Source organism: uncultured Dysosmobacter sp. (assembly GCF_947631635.1).
Taxonomy (GTDB): Bacteria; Bacillota; Clostridia; order Oscillospirales; family Oscillospiraceae; genus Oscillibacter.
This window is the reverse complement of the sequence record NZ_CANRMB010000002.1, coordinates 1-25729: the sequence shown is the minus strand read 5'-3', so window position 1 is coordinate 25729 and position 25729 is coordinate 1. Positions and strand designations below refer to the sequence as shown.

At 57.1% G+C, this 25729-nt stretch carries 22 protein-coding genes, 2 pseudogenes and 1 other annotated feature; of the genes and pseudogenes, 13 read left to right on the top strand and 11 right to left on the bottom strand.

Going from position 1 to position 25729, the window contains the following annotated elements; translation table 11 throughout:
* Positions 1-62: 62 nt before the first annotated feature.
* Positions 63-254, top strand: coding sequence for a DUF951 domain-containing protein (locus Q0Z71_RS01810; RefSeq protein ID WP_298017381.1), 192 nt, complete (start codon positions 63-65; stop codon positions 252-254).
* A gap of 140 nt (positions 255-394) precedes the next feature.
* On the opposite strand, the gene Q0Z71_RS01805 is transcribed toward Q0Z71_RS01810, so the two are convergent.
* Together Q0Z71_RS01805 and Q0Z71_RS01800 are read right to left on the bottom strand one after the other, a co-directional pair.
* Positions 395-616 (bottom strand): hypothetical protein, encoded by a 222-nt coding sequence (locus tag Q0Z71_RS01805; protein WP_298017378.1) that lies wholly within the window; start codon positions 614-616, stop codon positions 395-397.
* 10 nt (positions 617-626) lie between these two features.
* Positions 627-1079 (bottom strand): helix-turn-helix domain-containing protein, encoded by a 453-nt coding sequence (locus tag Q0Z71_RS01800; protein ID WP_298017374.1) that lies wholly within the window; start codon positions 1077-1079, stop codon positions 627-629.
* Positions 1080-1250: 171 nt separating this feature from the next.
* Here Q0Z71_RS01800 and Q0Z71_RS01795 point away from each other — a divergent pair.
* The 6 genes and pseudogenes from Q0Z71_RS01795 to Q0Z71_RS01770 form a co-directional block, all read left to right on the top strand.
* Positions 1251-2012: pseudogene (locus Q0Z71_RS01795) on the top strand (sigma-E processing peptidase SpoIIGA); the annotation flags it as partial.
* A gap of 112 nt (positions 2013-2124) precedes the next feature.
* Positions 2125-2826: an RNA polymerase sporulation sigma factor SigE gene (gene sigE / locus Q0Z71_RS01790; protein ID WP_298017370.1), complete on the top strand. Its 702-nt coding sequence runs from the start codon at positions 2125-2127 to the stop codon at positions 2824-2826.
* Between the two features lie 225 nt (positions 2827-3051).
* Positions 3052-3281: a binding site (T-box leader), on the top strand.
* Between the two features lie 43 nt (positions 3282-3324).
* Positions 3325-3705 carry an MmcQ/YjbR family DNA-binding protein gene (locus Q0Z71_RS01785; protein WP_298017367.1) on the top strand — a complete coding sequence of 127 codons (381 nt, stop codon included), beginning with the start codon at positions 3325-3327 and terminating at the stop codon, positions 3703-3705.
* 60 nt (positions 3706-3765) lie between these two features.
* Complete coding sequence (locus Q0Z71_RS01780) at positions 3766-6402, top strand: valine--tRNA ligase (RefSeq protein ID WP_298017364.1); 2637 nt, start codon at positions 3766-3768, stop codon at positions 6400-6402.
* A gap of 81 nt (positions 6403-6483) precedes the next feature.
* A complete protein-coding gene (locus Q0Z71_RS01775) occupies positions 6484-7056 on the top strand; it encodes a CD3072 family TudS-related putative desulfidase (RefSeq protein WP_298017361.1) in 573 nt (190 codons plus the stop codon).
* Between the two features lie 9 nt (positions 7057-7065).
* Positions 7066-7494, top strand: a complete 429-nt coding sequence (locus tag Q0Z71_RS01770) for a GNAT family N-acetyltransferase (RefSeq protein WP_298017358.1) — start codon at positions 7066-7068, stop codon at positions 7492-7494.
* Between the two features lie 6 nt (positions 7495-7500).
* On the opposite strand, the gene Q0Z71_RS01765 is transcribed toward Q0Z71_RS01770, so the two are convergent.
* The gene (locus Q0Z71_RS01765) at positions 7501-8100 is read right to left on the bottom strand and encodes a DJ-1/PfpI family protein (RefSeq protein ID WP_298017355.1); all 600 of its coding nucleotides are present in this window, start codon (positions 8098-8100) and stop codon (positions 7501-7503) included.
* Between the two features lie 383 nt (positions 8101-8483).
* Between Q0Z71_RS01765 and Q0Z71_RS01760 the strand changes: the two genes are divergently transcribed.
* The 5 genes from Q0Z71_RS01760 to Q0Z71_RS01740 all read left to right on the top strand — a co-directional run bounded on the left by Q0Z71_RS01760 (position 8484) and on the right by Q0Z71_RS01740 (position 11536).
* A complete protein-coding gene (locus Q0Z71_RS01760; protein WP_298017353.1) occupies positions 8484-9554 on the top strand; it encodes a PepSY domain-containing protein in 1071 nt (356 codons plus the stop codon).
* Positions 9555-9774: 220 nt separating this feature from the next.
* A complete protein-coding gene (locus tag Q0Z71_RS01755) occupies positions 9775-9909 on the top strand; it encodes a hypothetical protein (protein ID WP_298017351.1) in 135 nt (44 codons plus the stop codon).
* Positions 9910-10064: 155 nt separating this feature from the next.
* Complete coding sequence (locus Q0Z71_RS01750; protein WP_298017348.1) at positions 10065-10370, top strand: STAS domain-containing protein; 306 nt, start codon at positions 10065-10067, stop codon at positions 10368-10370.
* Positions 10371-10385: 15 nt separating this feature from the next.
* Entirely contained in the window at positions 10386-10835 is a 450-nt protein-coding gene (gene spoIIAB / locus Q0Z71_RS01745) for an anti-sigma F factor (protein ID WP_298017346.1), read from the top strand.
* Positions 10832-11536, top strand: coding sequence for a sigma-70 family RNA polymerase sigma factor (locus Q0Z71_RS01740; protein ID WP_298017343.1), 705 nt, complete (start codon positions 10832-10834; stop codon positions 11534-11536). The genes spoIIAB and Q0Z71_RS01740 overlap by 4 nt, the downstream gene beginning before the upstream one ends.
* Here Q0Z71_RS01740 and Q0Z71_RS01735 read toward each other — a convergent pair.
* From Q0Z71_RS01735 to alr, 6 genes and pseudogenes are all read right to left on the bottom strand, one after another.
* Positions 11424-12281 carry a TIGR03915 family putative DNA repair protein gene (locus tag Q0Z71_RS01735; RefSeq protein ID WP_298017340.1) on the bottom strand — a complete coding sequence of 286 codons (858 nt, stop codon included), beginning with the start codon at positions 12279-12281 and terminating at the stop codon, positions 11424-11426. The genes Q0Z71_RS01740 and Q0Z71_RS01735 overlap by 113 nt on opposite strands.
* 9 nt (positions 12282-12290) lie before the next feature.
* Complete coding sequence (locus Q0Z71_RS01730) at positions 12291-13559, bottom strand: putative DNA modification/repair radical SAM protein (RefSeq protein ID WP_298017337.1); 1269 nt, start codon at positions 13557-13559, stop codon at positions 12291-12293.
* Positions 13560-13571: 12 nt separating this feature from the next.
* Positions 13572-13697: a hypothetical protein gene (locus Q0Z71_RS01725; protein WP_298017334.1), complete on the bottom strand. Its 126-nt coding sequence runs from the start codon at positions 13695-13697 to the stop codon at positions 13572-13574.
* A gap of 293 nt (positions 13698-13990) precedes the next feature.
* Positions 13991-14481, bottom strand: a pseudogene (locus tag Q0Z71_RS01720) (4Fe-4S binding protein); the annotation flags it as partial.
* A gap of 371 nt (positions 14482-14852) precedes the next feature.
* Positions 14853-16361 carry a sodium:alanine symporter family protein gene (locus Q0Z71_RS01715; protein ID WP_298017331.1) on the bottom strand — a complete coding sequence of 503 codons (1509 nt, stop codon included), beginning with the start codon at positions 16359-16361 and terminating at the stop codon, positions 14853-14855.
* A gap of 33 nt (positions 16362-16394) precedes the next feature.
* Positions 16395-17519 carry an alanine racemase gene (alr, locus tag Q0Z71_RS01710; protein ID WP_298017328.1) on the bottom strand — a complete coding sequence of 375 codons (1125 nt, stop codon included), beginning with the start codon at positions 17517-17519 and terminating at the stop codon, positions 16395-16397.
* A gap of 1188 nt (positions 17520-18707) precedes the next feature.
* Here alr and Q0Z71_RS01705 point away from each other — a divergent pair.
* Positions 18708-22562: an S-layer homology domain-containing protein gene (locus Q0Z71_RS01705; protein WP_298017326.1), complete on the top strand. Its 3855-nt coding sequence runs from the start codon at positions 18708-18710 to the stop codon at positions 22560-22562.
* Positions 22563-23563: 1001 nt separating this feature from the next.
* On the opposite strand, the gene Q0Z71_RS01700 is transcribed toward Q0Z71_RS01705, so the two are convergent.
* The gene (locus tag Q0Z71_RS01700) at positions 23564-24637 is read right to left on the bottom strand and encodes a glycosyltransferase family 2 protein (protein ID WP_298017321.1); all 1074 of its coding nucleotides are present in this window, start codon (positions 24635-24637) and stop codon (positions 23564-23566) included.
* 90 nt (positions 24638-24727) lie between these two features.
* Positions 24728-25114 carry a BclA C-terminal domain-containing protein gene (locus Q0Z71_RS01695; protein WP_298017318.1) on the bottom strand — a complete coding sequence of 129 codons (387 nt, stop codon included), beginning with the start codon at positions 25112-25114 and terminating at the stop codon, positions 24728-24730.
* Between the last annotated feature and the right edge of the window lie 615 nt (positions 25115-25729).

The window sequence follows — 25729 nt, the reverse complement described above, 5'->3', positions numbered from 1 at the left end:
CCTGCGGCTTTTTGATAGAATACTATATGCAATTGTGGAGACTGGATTGACAGGAGGCGCGTATGGACCTGCATCTGCATGACAAAGTGGAACTGAAAAAAGCCCATCCCTGCGGCAGTACCCAGTGGGAGATCCTGCGGGTGGGCATGGATATCAAGCTGAAATGCCTGGGCTGCGGGCATGAATTGATGGTGCCCCGCAGCAAGGCGGAGAAGAGCATCCGGAAGATCCTGACAAAGGAGGAGACGAAATGAACAGGAAGGCGACGCGGATCATCGCCCTGGTGCTGGTGGTGGTCATGATCGTGGCGCTGGTGGCGTCCATGATCGTGCCCTACGTGTGAAAAGAGAAAAAGAGCGGACAGCAGCGCTGTCCGCTCTTTTTTTGCCGCCGCTTATCGCCTGCGAAAAACAAGGGCCAGTCCCAGGCAGACCAGAATGCCGATGGAATAGGGGATGACCGGCAGGAATGCCGTACTGGCAGGCGCGCTGTAACAGGCGTATCGAATGCCCCAGCACATATTGGTGTAACCCGCGGCCACTACCGCACACATGGTATGAGACAGCAGCAGAGCCAGCACCAGAAACAGCTGGGAGAGCTTGGAATGGGATTTCATATGGAACCTCCTATTTGTTTTTTCGGAGGAGCAGACAGGCGCCGGAGGCCAGGGCCGCAAGACACAGCAGCACCAGAATGCCGGAGCCGTTGAGCGTTACCGCTGACGAGGTGTTCAAGTGGTCCATCGTTGTGGGGAGAAGGACTGTGCCCAGGCCCCAAAAGAGAAGTCCAACGGCACCGGCTGCACACAGCAGCAGGCCCACGGCAGCGCAGCGCCGCTGTTCGGGCGGCGGAGCTGGCTGTTGAGCAGGCGGCTCCGCCGGAGCGTCCTCCAGCAGCAGGTAGTCCGTTGTGACATGGTAGAACCTGCTGAGCGCCGCCAGCTTGTCCGGGTCCGGTGTGGACTGTCCGCTCTCCCATTTGGAAATGGCCTGCCGGGAGACGCCCAGCTGTTCTGCGGCCTGCTCCTGAGAAAGGCCCTGCTGCCTGCGGAGCTGATAGAGCTTTTCAGAAAGTTTCATCGTGCCTCCTCCTGCATGTATCGTAACAGAACGCCTTTTTCCATACTATACCCCACACCTTCCATTTCCGCAACCAGCCGTTGCGTTTTTTGCTGCGGCCCTGTTTTTGCGACTGGTTTTACGGGAAGCCTGCCCTATAATGAGTTCCATTGAACGGGAGGGGGGGATGCCATGACGGTGGTATATGTGGACAGCGTGTTCGTCCTGAACGCGGCGATGGACTATCTGCTGCTCCTGTCCACCGCCCGGCTGGCGGGTGTTCCCCTCCGGCGGGGACGGTATCTGCTGGCGGCCCTGGCGGGCGGGGCCTATGCCGTGGCGGTGTTCCTGCCCTGGGGCGGCTTTCTGGCCGCGGTACCGACCAAGGCGGCGGCAGGCGTTCTGCTGGCGCTGCTGGCCTACGGCGGAGAGGAAAAGCTGCTCCGCCTGACCCTGCTTTTCTTTGCGGTCTCCTGCGGCTTTGCGGGATGTGTGCTGGCCCTGGGATTGCTGGCAGGCAGCGCCGTTCCTGTGGTGAACGGCATCTTTTACACGGATGTGGACGCCAAAGTCCTGCTGGTCGCCTCCGCCGCGGCCTATGCCGTGCTGACGGTGGTGTTCCGGGCGGCGGCGAAGCACGGCCTGAACGGTGAGATGCTTCCGGTGCGGGTCTGTATCGGCGGCAGGACCGTGGAGCTGACGGCTCTGTGGGACAGCGGCAACGCCCTGCGGGACCCAGCTGGCGGACATCCGGTGCTGGTGGCGGCCCCCGGCGCGCTGCACGCCATCCTGCCGCCAAGCGCCCGGCAACTGCTGACGCCGGAGGCCCTGGGCGCTCCGGCGGACCTGCTGGCGCCTCTGCGCCGGGAGGCACCGGAGCTGCGGCCCTATCTGGTGCCGTATCACGCGGTGGGGACGGCAGGCGGCCTCCTGCTGGCGCTGCATACGGATTGGACGGAGATCGCCGGGACGCGATATCCCGGACTGTCCGCGGCCCTTTCGCCGACGGCGTTGGGCGCGGGATACACGGCCCTGTGGGGCGGCGAAGTCAGAAAGGGAGGAGATCATGAACATATTGGCAAAATGGCGGCAGCTGCTGGAGCGGCTGGGGCTGACGCAGGCGGCAGGCATCCACTACATCGGAGGGAGCGACACGCTGCCGCCGCCGCTGACCCGGGAGCGGGAGGCGGAGCTGTTGGAGCGTCTGGAGGACGAGGACGCCCGGAAGGAGCTGATCGAACATAACCTGCGGCTGGTGGTGTACATCGCCCGGCGGTTTGAGAACACAGGCATCAACATCGAGGACCTGATTTCCATCGGCACCATCGGCCTTATCAAGGCGGTGGGGACCTACCGCACGGACAAGAACATCAAGCTGGCGACCTACGCCTCCCGGTGCATTGAAAATGAGATCCTGATGTACCTGCGGAAAAACGCAAACCGGAAGGGCGAGGTCTCCTTTGACGAGCCGCTGAACACGGACTGGGACGGCAATGAGCTGCTGCTCTCCGATGTGCTGGGCACCGATGGGGACACGGTGATGCGCCCCATCGAGGAGGACGTGGACCGGAGCCTGCTGGCGGCGGCCATCAGCATCCTGTCTCCCAGGGAGAAGCAGATCATCACCATGCGCTTTGGCCTGGGCGGCGGAAAGGAGCGGACCCAGAAGGAGGTGGCGGACCAGCTGGGGATCTCGCAGAGTTATATCTCCCGGCTGGAAAAACGCATCATTTCCCGGCTGAAAAAGGAGATTTTGCGATTATCCTGAGCTTGACAATCCAAACCGGGTATACTATACTATAATCAAATAATTTGAAAAGTGGCAAAACCACTTTTCAAGGGTCGCAGCGTGGCCGCTGCGACAGGCCACAGTACGTGGCCTTTATTTTAGATTTCATAGTCAATCATCGTGTGCTCCGCACACGGCGGGCGGAGCCTGCTTGAAAAATCACTTGCGATTTTTCAAGTTCATTGACTATATCAGGGTATATTGGAAACTGCGAGGATGGGAAGCAGTACCCGGTCAGCGAAAGCCAAGAGAGGGAACGGATGGTGAGAGTTCCCGTGAAGCGGCCGGAGAAGTCGTCCCGGAGCATTGGGCTGAAATCACAGTAAGCCGCAACGGTGATCCCTCCGTTACCGGGGAGGGGCGTGCAAGCGCCCATGAGTGCGTGTTTTGACACGAATCCAGGTGGTACCACGGACAGATCGTTCGCCCTGAGCCAAAAGGCTCAGGGCGTTTTTATGTATGAGGAGGCTGTGTGATATGGATCTGGCGTACCGGAAGGCCGTTTTGCAGTATATCGAGAGCCGGTTTGCGGCGGAACCGGAATATCTGTGGGCGAAATATCCCACCTATGCGGTCTTTCGGAGACAGAACAACCGCAAATGGTTTGCGGTCCTCATGGATGTCCCCGGAGACAAGCTGGGCTTACCCGGCGAGGACAGCATCGATATTTTGGATATCAAATGTGACCCAAAGCTGGCGGGTTCCCTCCGGGAGGGCCATGGTTTTTTGCCGGCCTATCACATGAATAAGAGCCATTGGATCACGGTCCTGCTGGACGGCTCGGTCTCTATGGAGGAATTGATGCCATTGCTGGATATGAGCTATGATATGGCCGGCCGCGGCAGGCGGCGCGTATGAAGGGAAGCGCTGCAAAATCAAAAATCAGAACGTAAGTTCAACAGATAGGAGAATCGACACATGAACAAAGAACTGCCAAAGGTGTATGAACCCCAGCAGGTGGAGTCCCGCATTTACAAAATGTGGGAGGACAACCACTGCTTTGCCAGCACCCCCGATCCGGAGAAAAAGCCCTTCTCCATCGTCATGCCGCCCCCCAATGTCACGGGACAGCTCCACATGGGCCACGCCATGGACTCCACGCTCCAGGACATCCTGACCCGTTTCAAGCGGATGCAGGGCTACGAGGCCCTGTGGGTCCCCGGCATCGACCACGCCGGTATCGCCACCCAGATCAAGGTGGAGGAGGAGCTGCGCGTCAAGGAGGGCAAGACCCGCTATGACCTGGGCCGCGAGAAGTTCCTGGAGCGCGTCTGGGAGTGGAAGGAAAAATACGGCGGCCGCATCGTGGAACAGCAGAAGAAAATGGGCATCTCCTGCGATTGGGACCGCTCCCGCTTCACCATGGACGAGGGCTGCTCCAAGGCTGTCCGGGAGACCTTCTGCGAGCTGTACGACAAGGGCCTGATCTACAAGGGCAGCCGCATCATCAACTGGTGCCCCCACTGCATCACCGCATTGAGCGACGCGGAGGTGGAGTACACGGACAAGCCCGGCTTCCTGTGGCATATCCGCTATCCCCTGGCCGACGGCTCCGGCGACCTGGTGGTGGCAACCACCCGCCCCGAGACCATGATGGGCGACACCGGCGTGGCCGTGAACCCGGAGGACAAGCGGTTCAAGCACCTGGTGGGCAAGACCTGCATCCTGCCCATCATGAACCGGGAGATCCCCATCGTGGCCGACGACTATGTGGAGCTGGGCTTCGGCACCGGCGCCGTGAAGATGACGCCCGCCCACGACCCCAACGACTTTGAGGTGGGCCTGCGCCACAACCTGGAGGTCATCCGCTGCATCGGCGACGACGGCAGGATCAATGAGAACGGCGGCCCCTACAACGGTATGGACCGCTATGAGTGCCGCAAGCAGATCGTGAAGGACCTGGAGGAGCAGGGCTATCTGGTGAAGACCGAGCCGTATAGCCACAACGTGGGCACCTGTTACCGCTGCCACAACGACGTGGAGCCGCTGATCTCCGCCCAGTGGTTCGTGAAGATGGAACCCCTGGCCAAGGAGGCCCTGCGGGTGGTCCGGGAGGGCGAGGTGAAGTTCGTCCCCGAGCGCTTTTCCAAGACCTATACCAACTGGATGGAGAACGTCCATGACTGGTGCATCTCCCGTCAGCTGTGGTGGGGCCACCAGATCCCCGCGTGGTACTGTGACGAGTGCGGCCACATCAATGTCAGCCGGGAGGACCCCACAAAGTGCGAGAAGTGCGGCTGCACCCGCCTGACCCGGGATCCGGACGTGCTGGACACCTGGTTCTCCTCCGCCCTGTGGCCCTTCAGCACCCTGGGCTGGCCGGAAAAGACCGCCGACCTGGACTATTACTATCCCACGTCCGTCATGGTCACCGGCTACGACATCATTTTCTTCTGGGTGGCCCGCATGATCTTCTCCGGCTGTGAGCAGATGAAGAAGATCCCCTTCCGCACGGTCCTGATCCACGGCCTGGTCCGGGACGACAAGGGCCGCAAGATGTCCAAGTCCCTGGGCAACGGCATCGACCCCCTGGAGATGGCGGAGAAGTACGGCGCAGACGCCCTGCGCTTCAACCTGATCACCGGCAACAGCCCCGGAAACGACACCCGGTTCTACACCGAGAAGTGCGAGGCCATGCGGAACTTTGCCAACAAGATCTGGAACGCCAGCCGCTTCGTCATGATGAACTTGACCATCGACAAGTGCGAGCTGCCCGCAGTGGATCAGCTGGCCCCGGAGGACAAGTGGGTGCTCAGCAAGCTGAACACCCTGGTGAAGGAGGTCACGGAAAATCTGGACGCCTATGAGATCGGCGTGGCCTCCGCCAAGGTCTATGACTTCATCTGGGACACCTACTGCGACTGGTATATCGAGCTGACCAAGACCCGCCTGAACGGCGCGGATGAGGCGGCCAAGCTGACCGCCCAAAATGTCCTGTGCTATGTGCTGATCCAGCTTTTGAAGCTGCTGCACCCCTTCATGCCCTTCATCACCGAGGAGATCTTCCAGGCGCTGCCCCACACGGACAGCTTCCTTATGACCTCCCGCTGGCCGGAGTACCAGGAGGCGCTGCGCTTCCCGGAGGAAGAGGCAGCCATGGAGGCCGTTATGGATACCATCAAGGCCATCCGTGCCCGCCGGGCGGAGATGAACGTGCCGCCCTCCAAGAAGGCGGAAGTCCTGCTGGTCACGGCCACCCCGGAGATCTATCAGCAGGGTCTGCACTTCATCCAGCGGCTGGCCTACGCCAGCGAGGTGAAGTTCGCCGACGCCGCTCCGGCTGATGTTTCCAAGCAGGTGTCTGTGGTCACCCACAACGCCACGGCATTCCTGCCCCTGGCGGAGCTGGTGGACATCGCCGCCGAGCTGGACCGCATCAACAAGGAGATCGAGAAGGCCAAGAACGGCCTGCGCATCGTGGAGCAGAAGCTCTCCAACGAGAAATTCGTCTCCAAGGCCCCCGAGGCGGTGGTCAATGTGGAGCGGGAGAAAGCCGTGAAATACCAGGAGCTGATCGCCAAGCTGGAGGAATCCGCCAAGGCGATGCAGGCCTAAAAGCAGAGCAAACAGGGACGGGCACCGCAATTCCCGTCCCTGTTTGTCAATTAAGGGATGATTGGTGAAAGGAGCAAACGGATGTTTAACGACCAGCGGAGCAAACGGGTGATTTTTCTCGCCCACTGCCTTTTGAATCAAAACGCCATTTCAGATGGTACCGCCGACTATCCAGCCGCCCACCGGGAGGTGGTGCGGACGCTGCTGGACGCCCAGGTCAGCATCGCACAGATGCCCTGTCCGGAACTGTGCTGCCTGGGGCTGGACCGGGGAGACCCACTGGGAGCGCAGCGTCCCGTGGTGGTGGAGAACACCCGCATCCGGCGGGCCATGGGGCAGCCGGAGACTGCTGCAAAAATGGAGACTCTGGTCCAACAGGTCGTCAACCAGATCCGGGAGTACCACCGGAACGGCTTTACCGTGCTGGGCATCGTCGGCATGGACCGCTCTCCCTGCTGCGGGGTCAACACCACCTCCGATGAGGACCGGGAGTTGGAGGGGCAGGGCGTTTTTATGGCCGCTGTCCTGTCCGCACTGGAGGAAGCGGGACTGCGGGTCCCGGTCGTCGGCGTCAAAGCGGCCAACGCCTTGGAGCGGATCCAAATGTTGCTGGGGGCGGAGGACGCGGCCCCAGCGCAGGCGGACGTTCCATAAGGAGATTTTATGGAGATCCGGAAACTGGGACCCGGCGAAAAAGGACCCGCCATGGACCTGGCCTGGCGGATCTTCCAGATGTTTCAGGCGCCGGACGATCCGCCGGAGGGCGCGGAGGCTTTCCATGCCTATATCATGGACCCGGAAATCAGGGAAGGATTGACAGGATATGGAGCATTTCAAGAGGAGACTTTGACAGGCGTTCTGGCGGTCCGGGACAACCACATTTCTCTGTTCTTTGTGGACAGCTCCCAACATAAGCGGGGAATCGGCAGAGCGCTGTTTCATCATTTCCTGGCTGACCGCGGCCCGGGAACGGTAAGCGTCAATTCCTCCCCCTATGCAGTGGAGGTCTATCGCCATCTGGGATTTCGGCCCACCGCCCCAGAGCAGATGACAGACGGCATCCGCTATACGCCCATGCGTTACAGCCAATAGGCGGAGTCAGCCGTTTTTCGCCTGCGCTCTTATGGCCTCATAATATCCCAGCTTGTAAAAGCGGTACCACTGTTCCGCTTCCGGCTCTGACATCGCGCCAAGACCCAGCAGGACCTCCTTTGCAAATTCCAGGCCTGCCGTTCCATTGGCGGTCACGATGTTTCCGCAGCGGACTGCCTGCTGGCATCTGTAAAGGGATTTCCCTGTATAGAAATCTCCTGCATATGCGCATAGGTCGTCCAGCTGGTTGCTGGTGTGGGCGATCTCATTCAAAAGCCCCAGACCTCCCAGATAGACGCTGGCGTCACAGATAGCGCCTAGCAGCGCCTTTTCCATGGCACGCTCCACCAGGGGGCGCACCAGACTGGCTTCCGCTGTTCGCCAGGCATTGCCGCCGATCAGAAGCAGCCCGGCAAAGTCCACATTCAGCGCTTTGCCGATATCATAGTTGGGATTGACGGAAAAGCCGCCGATAGACCGGACAGGGGCCATGGAAGTGGACACTGTTTTTACGCAAAAGTGTCCGCTCTGATTGAGCGCCGCCGCCAGGGGAGACGTCTCCCATTCGGCAAATTCGTTCAGCAGAAGAAACAGGACCTCTTTCATAGGAACCTCACTTTTTCTTGTTATAGGACAGGGGATATTGTATAATAGGAGAAAGATTTGCTGGATTTGAAGGGAGCGCTTTATGGAAGGTTGTGCTGATGAAAAAGATGCATGGGGAAATCACCAAAATAGAGTAACAACATTCAGTGAAAGAAGAATGATTTTCAGCTTATATCAGAAGGAAAAGTCTAGTTTTTAAAGTCAAACCCTGCGTTTCAAAATTTTACGTACCAGAGATGCAAAATACCGAATATTTCGGACGGAGTAAGCGGCCTCTCTCCTCTTGCAATCTGCCGGAAAAGCTAGTAAAATAGTTCCACTTCAGAAATGTGCCGTTGACGCGGTGCTTCAAGATTAAGTTGTACGGAAAGGAAATCTTAACGATGAAGAAGAAAATACGTATTGGTGCATTGGCATTGAGCCTCTCGATGCTGCTGTGCCTTTTGGTGGTGCATGCCGCCGCACCGCAGCCTTCCCAAGTAACAGTGGAGCTTCGCCCCAGTGTCACGATTCTGGTGGATGGTACAGAGCGAACCTTCTACGACGTTACTGGCAAAGAGGTCCACACCCTCTACTATGACGGCACACACTATCTGCCGGTGCGGGCCATTGGCGAGCTTATGGGTAAAAATGTAAATTGGGACGGGAATTCCAAAACCATCAGCCTTGCCAGCCCACGCACCTCCGCACCAACCTCCGGCACGCCAGATACGCAGTCTAAAGATACCACCATCATTGTGGAGCGGCGACCCGACATCAGCATCGTCGTGGATGGGACAACACGCAGCTTCACAGACGCGCAAGGCAATCCCGTCTATGTGCTTCTGAACAGCGGCACGAACTACCTTCCTGTTCGTGCCATCGGAGAACTCATGGGAAAAGCCGTCAGCTGGAATGGCCAGACCCGAACCATCACGCTTTCTGATCCCAGTTCCAATGAGCCGCTGGTCACCGATGCGGACACCTTCGGCCCCACTGGCGGCGCAGGGGCCCCCTCCTCCAGCGCCCTGATCGGTGAAGCGGCGGCCAAGAGCGCCGCCCTGACCCATGCGAAGCTCACAGCCGCTCAGGTGACCTTTGTCGAGTGCAAACTAGACTGGGAAGATAATCGCAGAGTCTATGATGTTGAGTTCTATACTGCTGCCGGACAGGAATACGACTATGAGATAGACGCCTACACCGGCGCGGTTCTCAGTGTGGACTATGACGCGGAGAACTATGTTCCCTCCACTAAAACCGGATTCATTACCCGAGAGCAGGCGCAGAGCATCGCCCTTGGACAGGTTTCCGGCGCTTCCGCCAGCCATATAAATAAGGTGGAGCTGGATCGTGATGACGGAGAGTATGAAGTGGAAATCCTTTATAACGGCTGGGAATACGAGTTTGAGATTGACGCCCGAACAGGGACCATTCTTAAGAGCGAATCGGAGCAGTGCAGTTCTGTCCGCCGCTGAGTGGATCATCGTTCAGTGCGCACACGGTTCGAACGCTCGGCCTCCCCAAAAAGAAAAATGTCGCCGCCTGCGAGTTTGCCAGCCATTCCGGTGGACCTGCGGGCGGCTTTTTCGCTTCAAGAATACTGCTGTTCAGATTAGCGCTTATGCTTCACTTGTCCGCCATTCCCCGGTGGTGTTGGTAATAGCTATTTAATCACCTTCCAGGCATACTTAGGCTATGACGCGGCTTGCGGAGGAGCCGGGAGAACGAAAGGAAAGAGCCGCCCGGGCCGCGGCGCTGCTCCAGGAGGCAGCGTCCCGGCGGAAGATCGACTTGAAGCTGTGGAAGCGGCCTGGAAAACGCTCCAAATGAGCAGAATTTGGAAATTTCCGTAATTCCTCCAACTGTTTCGACAGAAATCAAAAACAGGACATGGTATCATCACCGTAAGGCGAAAGACCTTGCGGTGATTTTTTTCATATAAATGGGGCCAAATTCGGCTAATAACCTACAAATGAGGCGAGAAAATGGAAATAAGTGCGAAAAGTGCAGACCGAAACCTGCTGCTGGAATTCAGCGGAGAGTTGGACCATCACGGCGCGAGAGACGCGCTGCGGGAGGTGGAGATGGCAGTGGATGCAGCTCTGCCCAAAAAGCTGGTGCTGGATCTGTCCGGCGTGACATTTATGGACAGCTCCGGGATCGCGCTGATCCTGCGGGCACAGCAGAGAATGCAGCTTTTGGACGGCAGCCTGCTGGTGTGCAATGTGCCGGCACAGGCCAAACGAGTCCTGGATGCCGCCGGGATCGGGCGGCTGGTGACGATTCGATAAAAGGAGGTTTACATAATGAAAACCAAGGCATCCAATGAGGTCACAATGGAGTTCCCAAGCCGCAGCAGCAATGAGGGATTTGCACGTTCCGCCGTGGCTTGTTTTGCCGCGCAGTTGGACCCAACCCTCAATGAGCTGGAGGACATCAAGACCGCCGTCAGCGAGGCGGTCACCAATGCCATCGTCCACGCCTATCCGGACGCCATCGGCAAGGTGCTGGTGAAGGTGCGGATCTGTCCGGGAAATGTGCTGGAATTGACGGTAAAGGACCGTGGGCGCGGGATCCCGGATGTGGACAGGGCCCGGCAGCCCATGTTTACCACCGGCGGCGAGGAACGCAGCGGCATGGGATTTACCATCATGGAGAGCTTCATGGATAAGCTGACAGTGCGGTCCGTACCGGGGAAGGGCACCACGGTGGTCATGAAAAAACGGCTGGCGCCCCGCATGAAAGCGGGCAAATGAACGCTGCATTAGAGCTGCTGCGGGCGGCTCAGGAAGGGGACCGTGACGCCTGTCAGCAGGCGGTCATTGAAAACAACGGCCTGATCTGGAGCGTGGTGCGCCGCTATTATGGGCGGGGCGTGGATCCGGACGACCTGTATCAGCTGGGGTGTTTGGGATTTTTGAAAGCGGTCCAGGGCTTTGATTTCAATTACGGCACCTGCTTTTCCACCTACGCTGTCCCGAAGATCGCTGGGGAGATCCGCCGCTTTTTGCGGGATGACGGCACGGTAAAAGTGGGACGCAGCATACGGGAGCAAGCACAAACACTTTACAGTGTCCGAGAGAGATTGCGGCATGAACTGGGACGGGAACCCACCCTCTCTGAACTATCCGAGCGCACCGGCTTGACTCCGGAGGAGATCGCACAGACGGACCTGGCCACCGATACGCCGGAATCCCTGCAGCAGGAGACGGCGGATGGCCTGACCCTGGAGGGGATGCTGGGCACCGAGGCCCCCGAGGAGGGCCTGGTGGAGCGCATCGCCCTGCGGGAGGCCATCGACCAACTGCCGGAAAAGGAGCGGATGACGATTTTGCTCCGGTATTTTAAAGGGCTGACTCAGGAGCGGACGGCCCGTGTCCTGGGGGTTTCCCAGGTGCAGATATCCCGGCTGGAACGCCGGGGGCTGAAACGGCTGCGGGAGAGCTTTGGGCCTTGAAATAGGATGCATCCTGGAACTCCGTCATGGTGTTCCAATACCGCTTAGGCATATTGGTCATGCGGCATTTAGGATTGTACCGTTCCCGGATGGCGATGGTGTCGTAAAACCGTTTCCAGAGAATGCGGTAGTTGGCCTCTGTTTCATCAGGGGGCGCCATCTGAAAATCATCCAGCGGACGGATTACCGCTTTTCCATTGGCATAGAACAGCGCCTCCTTGTGAGTGCGGTCATAGATGAAAAATTTTTCATTTTGATAGCGGGCGCAGAAGTGGCTCCGCAGGACAGGGAGCACACGGTTTTTGGGTTCGATCTCGCCGCCCAGGACTCCGTCCAGTTCGGAAAAGCGGACAAATCCTTTCAGCAGATGGGCCTCCGCCAATAGATGCTGGACGGCTTTGGCGACAGGGTGCAGGACCGGATCAGAAAAATTTCCCAGGAAACCTGGTCCCTCCCGCAGGAGCTTCACCACCAGCCGGTACATGGATAGCTCCTTTTCCGGCAGACAGGTGAGGAAACACTTCTGCAATAGATTGGCTGTATAGGGGGAACACTTTACAATTTTTCTAAAGACGCGCTTTGCATGACTCTGGTCTGTTTGAATGGCACGGGAGGCAAACAGGGTAGGGACAAAGTCCTCATCGCGGTAGATCGCGGTGAGGACTTCTTTATTTGCATAGCTGTCAAAGATGCAGCAGAGGAATCCCTCAAAGCTGCCGTCGTAATAATAGACCATCTCCGGCATGAGAACTCCTTATCCCACAGGATCAAAAAGGGACAGTTGTATGGCTTCCTGCTGGGGAAGCAAGGGCCGCTCCGCGGCGATCAGTCCCCGCAGCAGACTGTCCTGGGTGAAGCGAAGCCCCTCCGCTGCTTTGCCGGAGGCGGTCAGGAAATACTGGGCGCGCTTCATGACCACGCCCAGCTTCCGCAGATCGTCGATGTGGAGGCGGCCGGAGCGGCGGGCGGCCAGGATGCGGCGGGCGGAGGTGACACCCACTCCGGGGATCCGCAGGAGCGCGCTGTAATCCGCTGTGTTGACCTCCACGGGAAAAAACGCCGGATGGGCCAGCGCCCAGCTGCACTTGGGGTCCACCCTGGGGTCAAAATCCGGGTTTTGTTCGTCCAGAAGCTCCTCGGCCCGAAATCCGTAAAAACGGAGCAGCCAGTCCGCCTGATACAGCCTGTGCTCCCGCAGCAGTGGCGGCTTCACGTCTTTGGCGGGCAGTAAGGCGTGCTCCACCACCGGCACGTAAGCGGAATAGAACACACGTTTCAGCCGGTAGCGGTCATACAGTCCCTGTGTCAGCCGCAGGATATGGAGGTCGGAATCCCTGGTAGCGCCCACGATCAATTGCGTGCTCTGTCCGGCAGGGGCGAATTTGGGGGCGTGGCGGTACTTTACCAGCTCCTCTTTGCTCTGCTGGTTTCGGGCCTGGATCTGCCGCATGGGCGTTAGGATGGCCTGCTTTGTCTTATCCGGAGCCAGCGCTTTCAGCCCGGCCTCGGAGGGAAGCTCGATGTTGACGCTCAAACGGTCCGCCAGCAGTCCCAGCTGTTCCACCAGTTCCGGAGAGGTGCCGGGGATCGCCTTGGCATGGATATAGCCATTGAACCGGTACTGCTCCCGCAGGAGCCGCAGGGCGCGGATCATCAGCTCCGTGGTATAGTCCGGACTGCGGAACACACCGGAGGAGAGGAAGAGTCCCTCAATATAATTCCGGCGGTAAAAGTTGATGGTCAGGTCTGCCAGCTCCTCCGGCGTAAAGGCTGCCCGCTTTGTGTCATTGCTGCGGCGGTTGACGCAGTATTTGCAGTCGTAGATACAGCGGTTGGTCAACAGGACCTTCAACAGGGTCACGCACCGGCCATCGGCGGAAAAGGAGTGGCAGCATCCCGCCACCGAAGAGGAGGTGTTGCCGATATATCCCTTTTTAGAACCCCGGGTTCCTCCGCTGGAGGTGCAGGCCGCATCATATTTGGCCGCATCCGTCAGGATGGTCAGCTTCTCCAGGACGTCCATAGACCAAGAATCTTACCGCGCCACGGCACGGTGCCGGGAACGCCGGCAGGGACGCTCGATGGCGTCAATGATGCGGAACAACTGGGCGGTGAGGAACACAACGCCGACCAAAACGAAAAAGAAACTCCAACCAGTCATAAGAACATCCTCCTTAACAGAACTTTTGTTCGATAACAGTATAAATCGAACAAATGTTTCTGTCAAGAAAAAATCGAACAAAAATTCGATCAGACGGAATGGGACTTAAAAGCACGGAGCGAAGAGGGGATTGACTCTGCGGCAGGGGGGAATATGCGCAATGTGCCGCCATTCGGCAGGGGGGCAAATATCCAGAGAACAGAAGCTGTTTTGGAGGAAATAGAGACGGCTGGCGGTATGCCCGCCAGCCATTTCTGATGAGATTGATATGCGGACATGACCGCTGCGGCACATACCTGCATGTGGCAGGCTCTGGCACAGGCGCCGCAGTGGGTGCACTTGTGCGCGTCCATCCGGTACTTGAACACGGAGTAGATGGCCCCAGGGGACAGATGTACTTGCAGAACGGCCGGTAGATCAGAAGGGACAGGAGGATGGTGGCGGCCAGCAGCACATTTTTCCAGGCGTACAGTCAGCCCAGAGCGCTGTGCATGGACTTGTTCAGCAGGACCAGGGGGATGCCGCCCTCCAGCGTACCCACAGGGCACAGCAGCTTGCAGAAGTAGGGTGCGCCCTGACCCAGCACGTCCACCAAGAACATGGGCAGCAGGATGACAAACACCAGGAGGATGACCTATTTCAGCTTGCCGCCCCGGAAGGTCCTGCGCTTTTTCGGGAGGGGGATCTTGTGCAGCAGGTCCTGGATCAGGCCGAAGGGACACAGCCAGCCGCAGACGAACCGGCCGATCAGCGCACCAATAAAAAACAGGATTCCGACCACATAAATTTCAGTTTATCGAGGTTGATCATCTGGATGCCCCTGCCGGGACGGCGCCGGCAGCAAGGGGACCAACTGAGAGGGGCAATTGTAGAACATATAGTCCATTAATTTGAAAAATCGCAAGCGATTTTTCAAGCGGGCGATGCCCGCTGTGCGTAAAGCGCACAGTGATGGACTATGAAATTCCAATCAAGGCCGCGGTCCGCGGCCTGTCACAGCGCGCATGCGCTGCGACACTTAAAAAGTGGATTTACCACGTTTCAAGTTATTTGATTATAAAACCAAAGGGACAGGCCGCATGGCCTGCCCCTTTGGTTTGTAAAAGAACTTTATGAACCTGCATCTGAGAGCCAAAAAAGCGGTTCTCCCGGAGGTTATTTTACGCGCTCCCGATAGCCAAGCTCGGGGTTTTCATAGTCCCCGCGGCGCTTCTTCTTTTCGACCCACTCTGTCCAAACGCCGTTTGGATCGTCGATTCCAACAGTGGAGGGATCGAAAATGGGGTCCAGACCGGCCTTGCGCTGCTTCTCGTAGTCTTTCAGGATCTTAAAGGCCATGGGGGCCAGCAAGACGATCGCCAGCAGGTTGGTCCAGGCCATCATACCGGCTCCGGTATCGCCCATGGCCCAGACGACCTGCCCATTCACGATGCCGCCCAGCAGGATACCCGCCAGCAGCAGGCCGCGGCCAATAAAGGTCGCCCACTTTTTCTTGCCAAACAGATAATTCATGCTGACATCCGCCTGATAGCCATAGGCGATCAGGGTGGAGAACACGAACACGCTGATGATGAAAGCCATCATGGGGGAGCCCAGGCGGCCCATAACGCTCTCCATGGCGGCGGTCATATAGAGAACGCCGTATTCCACGCCTGCCAGGCCCTCGGTGATGAACCCCGTTTCAGCAGCATTGGCTACATTGTAGGTACCCGCCAGCAAGATGGAAATGCCGGTGACGGAGCAGACCAGCAGAGTATCGATGTAAACGGACAGACTTTGCACCAGGCCCTGCTTTACGGGATGGGCGCAGTCGGCGGAGGAGGAGACCACGGGGCCCATGCCGTCGCCGGCATCGTTGGAATACAGGCCGCGCTTGATGCCCCACTTCACCATGGTGCCGAAGATGGCGCCATACATGGACTTCATGGAAAACGCGGACTGGAACATCAGGGCGAGGGTTGCAGGGATCTTTTTGAGATTAACAGCAATAATGATCAAACCGATCCCCAGGAAGATTGCGCACATGATGGGCGCAATGATCTCTGCCGCTTTGGCGATCCGCTTCAGGCCGCCGCAGACGACCGCCGCGACCAGGACGGTCATCAAGACAGCAAAGATGATCTCCGAGATGCCGAATGCGTCAGACAGGGCCACCACTGTGGTCTTGGTCTGCAGGGCCGCCATCATGAACACGGGTCCGATCAGGGTGGACAGGGCGAAGATCACGCCCAGCGGCTTGCACTTCAACCCACGCTCCATATAATAGGCGGGGCCGCCGCAGATCTCATTGTCATAGCGGTCCTTGTAGGCGGAACCCAGCAGAGACTCAATCAGGCTGGACGCCGCGCCAAACAGAGCGGTGATCCACATCCACACAACAGCGCCGGGGCCGCCGAAGTAGATGGCGGTAGCCACGCCGGCGATATTTCCGGTGCCGACACGGCAGCCGACAGTGGCGGCGAATGCCTGGTAAGGGGTCATCTTGATCTCGGCGGAGCTTTCGTCCTTTTCAAACAGATGCTTAAACATCTGCTTGAACAATCTGAACTGGGCGCCCTTGGTGCCGATGGTAAAAAAGATATGGACGGCCAGCAGTGCAAAGACCAGCGCGTCACTCCAGATAATATTGTTCAGCCCATTGATAAAGTTATTAAAAGCTTCCATAATTTTCCCCATCCTCAATTTCCGTTTATTGTGTTATATGTAAACTTTTTTTACACGGTTGGTCAGCAGACACAAAGGCTCGCAGTTGATGGAGCCACACAGTGCGGCCACTTCTTCCATGGGCATGCCGCCCCGGCCATACAAAATGACCTCATCGCCCCGGCGGACCTCTGCATCCGTCACATCGAACATGCACATGTCCATGCAGACGCGGCCGATCTGGAGGCACTTAAAGCCGTTGATCATGGCGTAGGCGCCCTGATTGCTTATACTTCGGGGATAAGCGTCCGCGTAGCCCGCCGTCACCACGGCGATCTTCGTGGGATGCTCTGTCTTTGCTGTGCAGCCATAGCTGATGCAGGCTCCGGCTGGAAGCTCCTTCACCTGGGCCACACGGGCCTTTAGAGACAGGGCCGGCTCCAGAGGGCCGTCCGGTTGGAACTTGCCGTCCGGATAGAGTCCATACATCATGACGCCCATACGGACCATGTCAAAATGAGTCTCCGGATGGTACATGATACCGGCGCTGTTGCTGGCGTGATACACCACATCCCTGTCAAAGCCCAGTTTTTTTAACGCTTCCAGCACAGCGGTATAGTTGGCCAGCTGCCAGGCGGTGAAGTCATCCTTCTCCGGCATATCCGCGGCGGCAAAATGGGTGAAGATGCCGCGAATCGCCAGGTTGGACAAAGCAGAGATTCGGTTTACGATCTTTGCGGCCTCCGCAGGGTTTTCCTGGGCAAAAATGCCTGTGCGGGACATGCCGGTATCCAGCTTGACGTGTATATCCACGATTTTGCCGATAGATTTGGCAGCCTCGTTCAACTCCAAAGCGTACGCCTCATCAATGATGCTCTGAGCCAAGTCATACTCCGCCAGCTGGCCGGTGCATTCCGCCGGCGTCCAGCCCAGAATCAGGATCGGAGCATGGATGCCGCTCTTGCGCAGTTCGATCCCCTCCGTCAGGCAGGCCACCGCAAAGGCGTCCGCGCCATGAGCCTCCAACAGCTTTCCGCACTTCACCGCACCATGGCCATGGGCGTTGCCCTTGATGACGCACATTACTTTTTTTTCGGTCATTTTTTTTGCCACAGCGAGATTGTGGACAAATGAAGCCGTATTGATTTCCACCCACGCACGAGTGGTATCGGCAGTCATAATTATCACCTCGTATTGTGTTTTCAGATTACAGCATGAAACGAGCTGTTGGGCGGTTTTCCAGAAATAAAGTTACAAAAAAGATTGCTTTTTGAGGCGGATATTATAAATAATAGTTTTTATTATACTTATTGTGCAGCGATATGTAAAGCAGATGTTTATTAGAAAATTAACCAATTTTTATAAATATTTTTGCACGTTGAGGCCAAGGAATGGAGACAGGAGAAAAGAGCGCTCTAAAATTTCAGCCAGGAAGTCCACTTCACAAGATGGGATATAAGCCGATGCTTTTTGACAGGCAGCCGGGGCAGACCATGCGGTCTGCCCCGGCTGAACTTATAGGAGAATTTATGAAAAATCGGAACAGCCCATGAACCATCTCACAGGAACTCGAATTTTGCTCCGCTGTAGCCGGAGAACAGCCACGGAAAACGGATGTTCGATACTTCCCCGAAAAACAGGTACAATGACCCTGTTGCGCATCCGGCAGTTGGACCGCCTGCGCCTGGTGCAATAGGCACCGCGCAGCAGAATCTGTCTTCTGTGCGAAATATAAGGTCGGTCCACGAAAAATGAAACACGAAAACACGCATCCGGCGGCGGATGGACGGGGCGGCGCGGAAAAACCCAATGCCATAGGACGTTATGGCATTCATTTTTGGCAAAAATGCAGAACATTTCTGTTTGTTGCATTTCTATCTCCGCCATGATATGTTAATAACAGATAATTTTCGACGAGGTTTTCTCACCGCAGAACAGAGGACAGATTCTGTGCGGAAGAGGGGAATATGAGCTGTTTGGGGAAGAAATTGGATATGGCAGGCCAATATCTGCTTCAAACAAGCTGCACCGCCTGGGCCGCTGCGATGAATTTGAAGGCGCAATGCGGACCCGTCTGGCAGGGTGTATCAGACATTTGCGAATTCGCCGCGGCCAAGAACGCCGGGGCTATTGAAACCAATAACCGATAAGAGAAAGGAGCGTGCATATGGGCTCCTGCCGTCCGGTATACGGGGACGTCAGGACAGAAAGCGTTGAACCAGATTCGCGCAGTAGCTACCCACCATTTGGCAATCCGTCCGAAAGAATGGAGACACAGAGCGGGGGCCCAAGGCGCTTGGCGCCATAGCGGCCCAGCCGCCGGATCCTTTGCAGCTGTTATCAAAAATTGCAGAAGGGAATTATGCCATGAAGAATTGGAAGAAACTTATCAAGCGCGGATCTGCCCTGTTCATTGCTTTGGTCATGTGTATGAGCCTGCTTCCGGCCGCCGCACTGGCGGTGGAATCCGTTGATGATTCCGCTGAGCTCACCGAACCCAAGCCCGAAAATGATCAGGTTACCGCCTCCCAGAAGGCGTGCATTTGCAACGCGGCGGAGGAGGGCGCCCCCCACGAGGAGGGCTGTCCGCTGTACGCGGTACCCGAGATCCCTGAGGAGGAGACCGCAGAGACGCTGGAGGAGACGCCCGCGAAGTGTACTTGCGAGGTCAGGTGCGCCGGGGACGCCGAGACCCCGTGCCCCGTGTGCGGGGATGACCCGGCCAAGTGCGAGGGAGAGGAGCCGGAGAATAAAACCGAGGAGGAGCCGGACATTACCGAGAGGCCGACCGAGCCTGTTCAGGCCGACAGCCCGGAGACTGTGCCATCCATAGCCCCCGTGCTGGCTGCGGTTTCTGCGGCCCAGGCTGACGAACCGGAGGCGTTTGCGATCCCCGAGGATGCGATCAGCGTCGCCACCGGCAAAGAACTGGTAGAAGCATACGACAAGATCCCTGAAAATGAATCTGCAGCCATCTATGTCACCGATGACCTGACTATGACGGAGGCCATCCGGTGCTGTGGCACTCGCAAGTATGTGACCATCATCGGCCAAAAGGATGACGGCACCGCGCCTGTGATTACCCGCGGCGAGATAGGCGCAGTGCAGGACGATGCCCGTTCCACCTACAACCCCGCTATGTTTGAGGTCGATGGCTCTCTTCGCCTGGAGAACATCATTCTGGATGATAATTGTATAACTGCCGGAGAACGCTATGACCAAGCTGCCGCGGATGGCACCTATAACAATGATGACACCGTCCAGGATGCCATTATCGCCGCCTATGACGGTGGCGACGAGATCATCCTGGGCGAGGGCACGGAGCTGCGCAATTTCGGCGGTATGTCTGCTGTGCGTCTGTCTGCCGGTAAGCTGACTATGGAGAGCGGCAGCGCGATCGTCGGCAGCAAGAAATTTGACACCAATGGCGGCGGTACCGGCGCTGCCGGTGCTGTCTGGATCCAGGGCGGCGAACTGGTCATGGAGGATGGAGCGGAAATCAGGAATATGAGCGGCCGCGCAATCTACGTGGACGGCGGCTCCGCCGCCATCAACGGCACCATCAGCAATATTACTGCAAACAGTAAAATGTGGCAGGGAACCGCTGGTGCTGTTGTCCATTTGCGTAATAATGCGAATGCTGTGATGGCTGAGCATGGTAAAATTCTGGATTGTAAGGTTGCTAACGCTGGTCCAATAATGATTTGGGCACAGAATAGTGATTTTGAGATGCAGAAGGGTTCCGAGATTTCTGGTGCAGAGAACTATATGGTATTGCAACCAAACTTTAATCAGAACAATAAAATGCTGATTAATGGTACCATCCAGAACTGCATCACTACGGATAGCCTAACCCGACCCTTCTATGGTACCATCACCATCGGTCCGGACGGCTTGGTTACCAACAACACGGCTACCGGTGCAGGAGGCCTTCTGTACTCCTGGAATGGGTCTCACTACGAGATTCAGGGAAAAGTTACTAACAATAATGCGCCTGGAGGTATCCTTTATTTGATTGTACATGGCGGTGGTGATTGTTGGGCTACTATGTCCGGTGAGAACGCTGAAATCTCAGACAACACCAGCAGTTACGCCGTGTATATCAACGCTTGTGATACCACTTTTACAATGGACGGCGGCAAAATCTCCGGAAACAGTGGCCGCGGTGTCTATGTCCGCGAAAAATCGGATAAAGGCGCTGCCCATTTTATTATGAATGGCGGCGAAATTACCAACAACGGGAGGGAAGGGGTCTATTACTCTGCTCTTGGCAAAAGCGGGCATGTGGACATCAATAAGGGATTCATTACCGGAAATGCTGTTTCTATGAATGGAGCCTATGCTGATGACAATACGTGCAGAATTTATTTGGGTGCAGAGTCTGCCGCTGCCACGGTTGACACCGGTTTTGGAACCCTGACTCTGGACGACAATAGCGCTGAGATTTCTATAGGCAACGCCAAGTCTGCGGCGTCCGACAAGATCAAGGAACTGGTTAAGGCGCATGTGGAAACGGATGCCTACGTCACACGAGGCTCCGCCCTCTGGTTTAAGCCCTCCAATGGAACGCTTCATTTTACTGTAAGCCGTGCGTCTGCTCTCAATAAGAGCAACTTCCTGTGGGCTGCTTATATCCCATTGAAGGAAGACGGTACCCCTGTAGAAAATGCTGCGTTGACCATAGTAGAAGTGAAAAATGTGGAGCCGGTGGATGTGACCCTTGAAGACTTGACTCCCGGCCAGTCCTATGCTCTGCTGTGGATGCAGCCAAATGATGACGCCGCGGGCATCTTGCAGTTGGATGGCACGAATTCGATTGCGGAGGTGGAGAATCAGGAGCGCTACACGGTTGACTATATCCTTACCTATCAGCCAAAGAATCTCTCCAGCTCTATTTCAGAAGGCGATATTTTTACCGCTATTGTGCAATTGGATCCGGCACTTTCCTACACGAGCGAGAATTCAATGGAAGTGCAGCCAGGGTTTATTCCATCTTTAACCAACTATGAGCAAGTGGGAGAGCCTGAATATGATGTCGCAAGCAATACAGTGTCATTGGCATTCAAAGTTACAAAAACGTCTGTCACCAGTACTGCGACCATCAAACTCAGCGCGACTCTTGACGCTTCGGTTTTCCAGACTGAGCAGAGGGAGTTGAATACCAATGCGACACTTACCAGTGAACTGAAGACGGGTGGAAAGATTGATTTGAAGACAAATGTCCCCTGTGTTACCAAGCTGATTCCCGCGCCTGTTGTCTATTACACCATCACCTTCAACTGGGCTAATGGCAACACCGTCAGCCATACCGTTGCGGCGGGCAGCACGGTCACCGCACCTGCGGTGCCCACCTACACCAGCGGCAATTACCGCTACACCTTCGCCAGCTGGAACCCTGCGTTCGAACCCACCGTGACCGCTGACGCGACTTACACCGCCCAGTACAGCAGCACCTATATCGGCGGTACTGGCGGAGGTGGCGGTGGAGGCGGTGGAGGCGGTGGAGGCGGTGGAAGGACCACCACCATCGTCGACCCGGAGGTCCCCCTGGCCGGCGATCTCCAGCTGAACCGGGAGGATCACTTCGCCTACGTCAGGGGCTATACCGACGGCACCGTGCGTCCCAATACCCCCATTACCCGCGCCCAGGCGGCCACCATTTTCTACCGCCTGCTGACGGACACCTCCCGGGAGATCTACTTCCGGGAAACCAACGATTTCACCGATGTCCCTGACAGCCACTGGGCCAATCAGGCCATCTCCACGCTGAGCAACGCCGGCGTTATCATTGGCTTCCAGGACGGCACCTTCCGGCCTGACGCCTATATCACCCGGGCGCAGTTCGTGGCAATGACCTCCCGGTTTGAGACTGTGCTCCCGGGACTGAAGAACACCTTTGCTGATGTCTCCGCGGACCACTGGGCCAGAGACATGATCGCCTACGCGGCGAATCAGGGCTGGGTGACCAGCGGCGGAAACTTCCGCCCCCAGGAAAACATCACCCGGGTGGAGGTCATGGATATGCTGAACAACGTCCTGGACCGCCGCATAGATGAGGAGGGCCTGCTGCCAAACGTTCCCGTGTGGAGCGATGTGAAGGCCAGTGATCCTTGCTACTACGTGGTGATGGAGGCTACGATTTCTCATGACTACGAGCGTCGGAACAAAGGACAGATCATTGAGAACTGGACCAAGCTGACGAAAGACCCCGTGTGGGAGTAAGTGTTAGATTTTCCAGTTCCATATGCACGGCGCCCCCGGCAAAAGCCGGGGGCGCCGTTTTGCCCAATAGGTGGTGCTGTAAGCAAAGCCACGGAAATCCAATGGATTTCCGTGGCTTTGGTACGCCCTGAGGGATTCGAACCCCCGGCCTTCTGGTCCGTAGCTTGTCTGAGGGGGCACAAAAGGCACTTTCCAGCCCGTTTAATACCGTTCGTTCGGTATTCTAACCGCCCTTCATGCTGTCCGCTCCGTTGGTTCCACATGAAAATTTCCTGTTCTGGGTCAGGTTATGGGGCAAGCCCCAGACTGGCAATTCAAAAACTGCGTCGCTATAAACAAAGAAGAACCGCCAAAGCAACAATGAGCTGATACCGTGGCACAAAGGCCGCCCAGGTTCTGAGCAACACATTTTTCTCTCTGCTGTTATCTAAACTCCAACGAGCCAGATTGCCAAGAGATTTTGGGAGACACAGTAATTTACCAGTAAGGACTCTCGTCGCCCCTGTGAACCCCTATGTGCCGTCTTAATAACGGGAGCCGGGAAGAGACTCCATCGGGGAAGTTGAGGTACCCTTGCGCCAGCCCTGCAACCCCAATTTTGACCGGGGTTGGGGAGCGGTTTGCCCACCCTCGGGTGGGGCAAGCATCGCGTCCGGCTATACGCCGGCCACATTCGCCGGGGCAAAGCCTCGGCACCCCCTGCCCCTAAAGGAGAGAAAAATAACGGAATGCAGAGAAGGAAAAATCGAAGGTACTGCCAATTCAGCCACGTTTCGCCCTGTAAGCCGCTGTGTGCAGAGTTGGCAGGCTGGGTGGTATCCGTGCCCCGTTGTGAGATGAAGCACTGCATCGGAACTCTGTGGGCTTTTTTGAGCAGAGACAAAAAGTATGTGAGCTATCACGGTTTGCACCAGTGTATTCAAAGAGTAACCCCAATCGTTTCTTTATTTCGCCATATCGTTTTGTCAGGGCAATCGTCCTCCCTTCCGGAAAATACATTTTTACTCCGTGCAGGAGGCAAAATAAGCCCGGTTGTGGGCCACTGCCGCAGAGTCCGGCTTGAATTTTGCAGCGCGTTCGTTATATTCCTCGGCCTCCGCCCTTCGTCCCAGCTTACTGTAGCACACACACAGTTGGATGCAGGGTGTGTAGCCGTAAGCATCCGGCAAAACAAATCCGCCCCGGTCATCCTTTCTTTCGCATTCCAGCGCCCGCAGATACCAATAGGCCGCCTGCGCCCAGGCCATCCGGTCGAAAAAATGCTGGGCAACATCGCAGCAGACTTCCGCCCGCGGCAGGTCATATGCAAAGCTGTGAAGCAGCGCCTCCAGCGCTTTCTTTTCCTGCTCCAGTCCGTACCAGCAGTAGGCGCAGTAGCGGCAGGCATCGATTTTGTTCTCCAGCCAGCCCTGACCGCCCTCTAAAAAGTCCTCAAACACAGCGACCGCGTCTCTGTATCGCCGGTGATAGTAAAGCTCCCGGCCATAATAGAACTGCTGTCGCGGATCCAGCGATTCCCCTTTGCTCAAAAGCCCCTCAAAGATCCGCAGGTTCCTCTCAGGATCAGAGGGATGCAGCTTCCAATGGGTGACGGCACATTCAGAATAGATCACACGCCCCCGGGTTTCGATCACCTCATGCACCGCGCCCTTCCACACCATCCCGGCGTGATTTTTGATGATGCGCTCCCGGTAATAGGAAAAGGTCACATGTCCCCTCTCGTCAAAGCCGGTATTGTACCGCATCATCACCGCGTTCACATCGGGCTGAAGGCCGGCCTTCAGCCGCGCGAATTCCTGCCGGTCCCGCTCCATCAGCACATCGTCCGCATCCAGCCACATACAGTAGTCGCAGTTCGCCTGCTCAAACGATTTGTTCCTTGCTGCTGCGAAATCGTCGACCCATGGAAAATCATATATTTTTTCGGTGTATTTCGCCGCGATCTCTTTGGTGCGATCTTTAGAACCTGTGTCCACAATGATGATCTCGTCCACCAGACCGGCCACTGATTCCAGACAGCGGCCGAGAACATCCTCTTCATCCCGGACGATCATGCAAAGACTGATTGTACACATCAGTTATCCCCCTGCCAATCACTTGTGGGAAAGCCCCCACACCAAGTGGTATGGGGGCCGTTCCATTTTAAAAAGACGGTTGTTATGCCATTATGCAAGCCGGACTACTGTCAAGCTCGCACCTGTTCCGCCCTGGAGTACAGCTGTGCCTGCTAATCCGGCTAACTGCAGTTCCAGAGTATCTCCTGCGGTCAGGGCAGCGATGAGTGTCACTGCGTAGGAACCAACGGACACCGCCGGCGAGAATGTGGAGCCAGGAAGCGTCGCGCCATTGCGCTGGATGCGGGAAGTCAGCAGCAGGCCCGCAGTAAAATTAATGCGATAAGAAATCAAATAGCTTCCAGTGTCCGGCACTGTAAAGACGGTATTTGCGCCATTAACCGTGAAGCCGTCCAGATTTTGTTCACTGGGCAGCGGCACGGACGTGCCGCCCAAAATCACGGCAATGGTCTGGCCGGTGGTGTTCAGTGCACTCATAGCCGTTGAAGTGACCGAGGGGCCCGTTGCACCGGTTGCCCCGGTGGGCCCAATCGGACCAATCGCTCCATCTGCGCCCGTTGCACCGGTCGCGCCAGTTGCACCCGTAGGCCCGATTACGCCGTCAGCACCTGTCGCGCCGGTCGCACCGGTTGCGCCCGTAGGACCGGTTACGCCGTCGGCACCTGCCGCGCCGGTTGCGCCGGTTGCGCCGGTGGGCCCAATCGGGCCAATCGCTCCATCTGCGCCCGTCGCACCGGTCGTGCCAGTTGCACCCGTAGGCCCGATCACGCCGTCGGCACCTGTCGCGCCGGTTGCGCCGGTTACTCCGGTGGGACCAGTGGGGCCGGTTACTCCATTCGCGCCAGTCGCGCCGGTTGCGCCCGTAGGCCCGGTTACACCATTGGCACCTGTCGCACCGGTTACTCCGGTGGGACCGGTGGGACCGGTCACTCCATCCGCGCCTGTCGCGCCGGTTGCACCCGTAGGCCCGGTTACACCGTCGGCACCTGCCGCACCGGTTACTCCGGTGGGACCAGTGGGGCCGGTTACTCCATTCGCGCCAGTCGCGCCGGTTGCGCCCGTAGGCCCGGTTACACCGTCGGCACCTGTCGC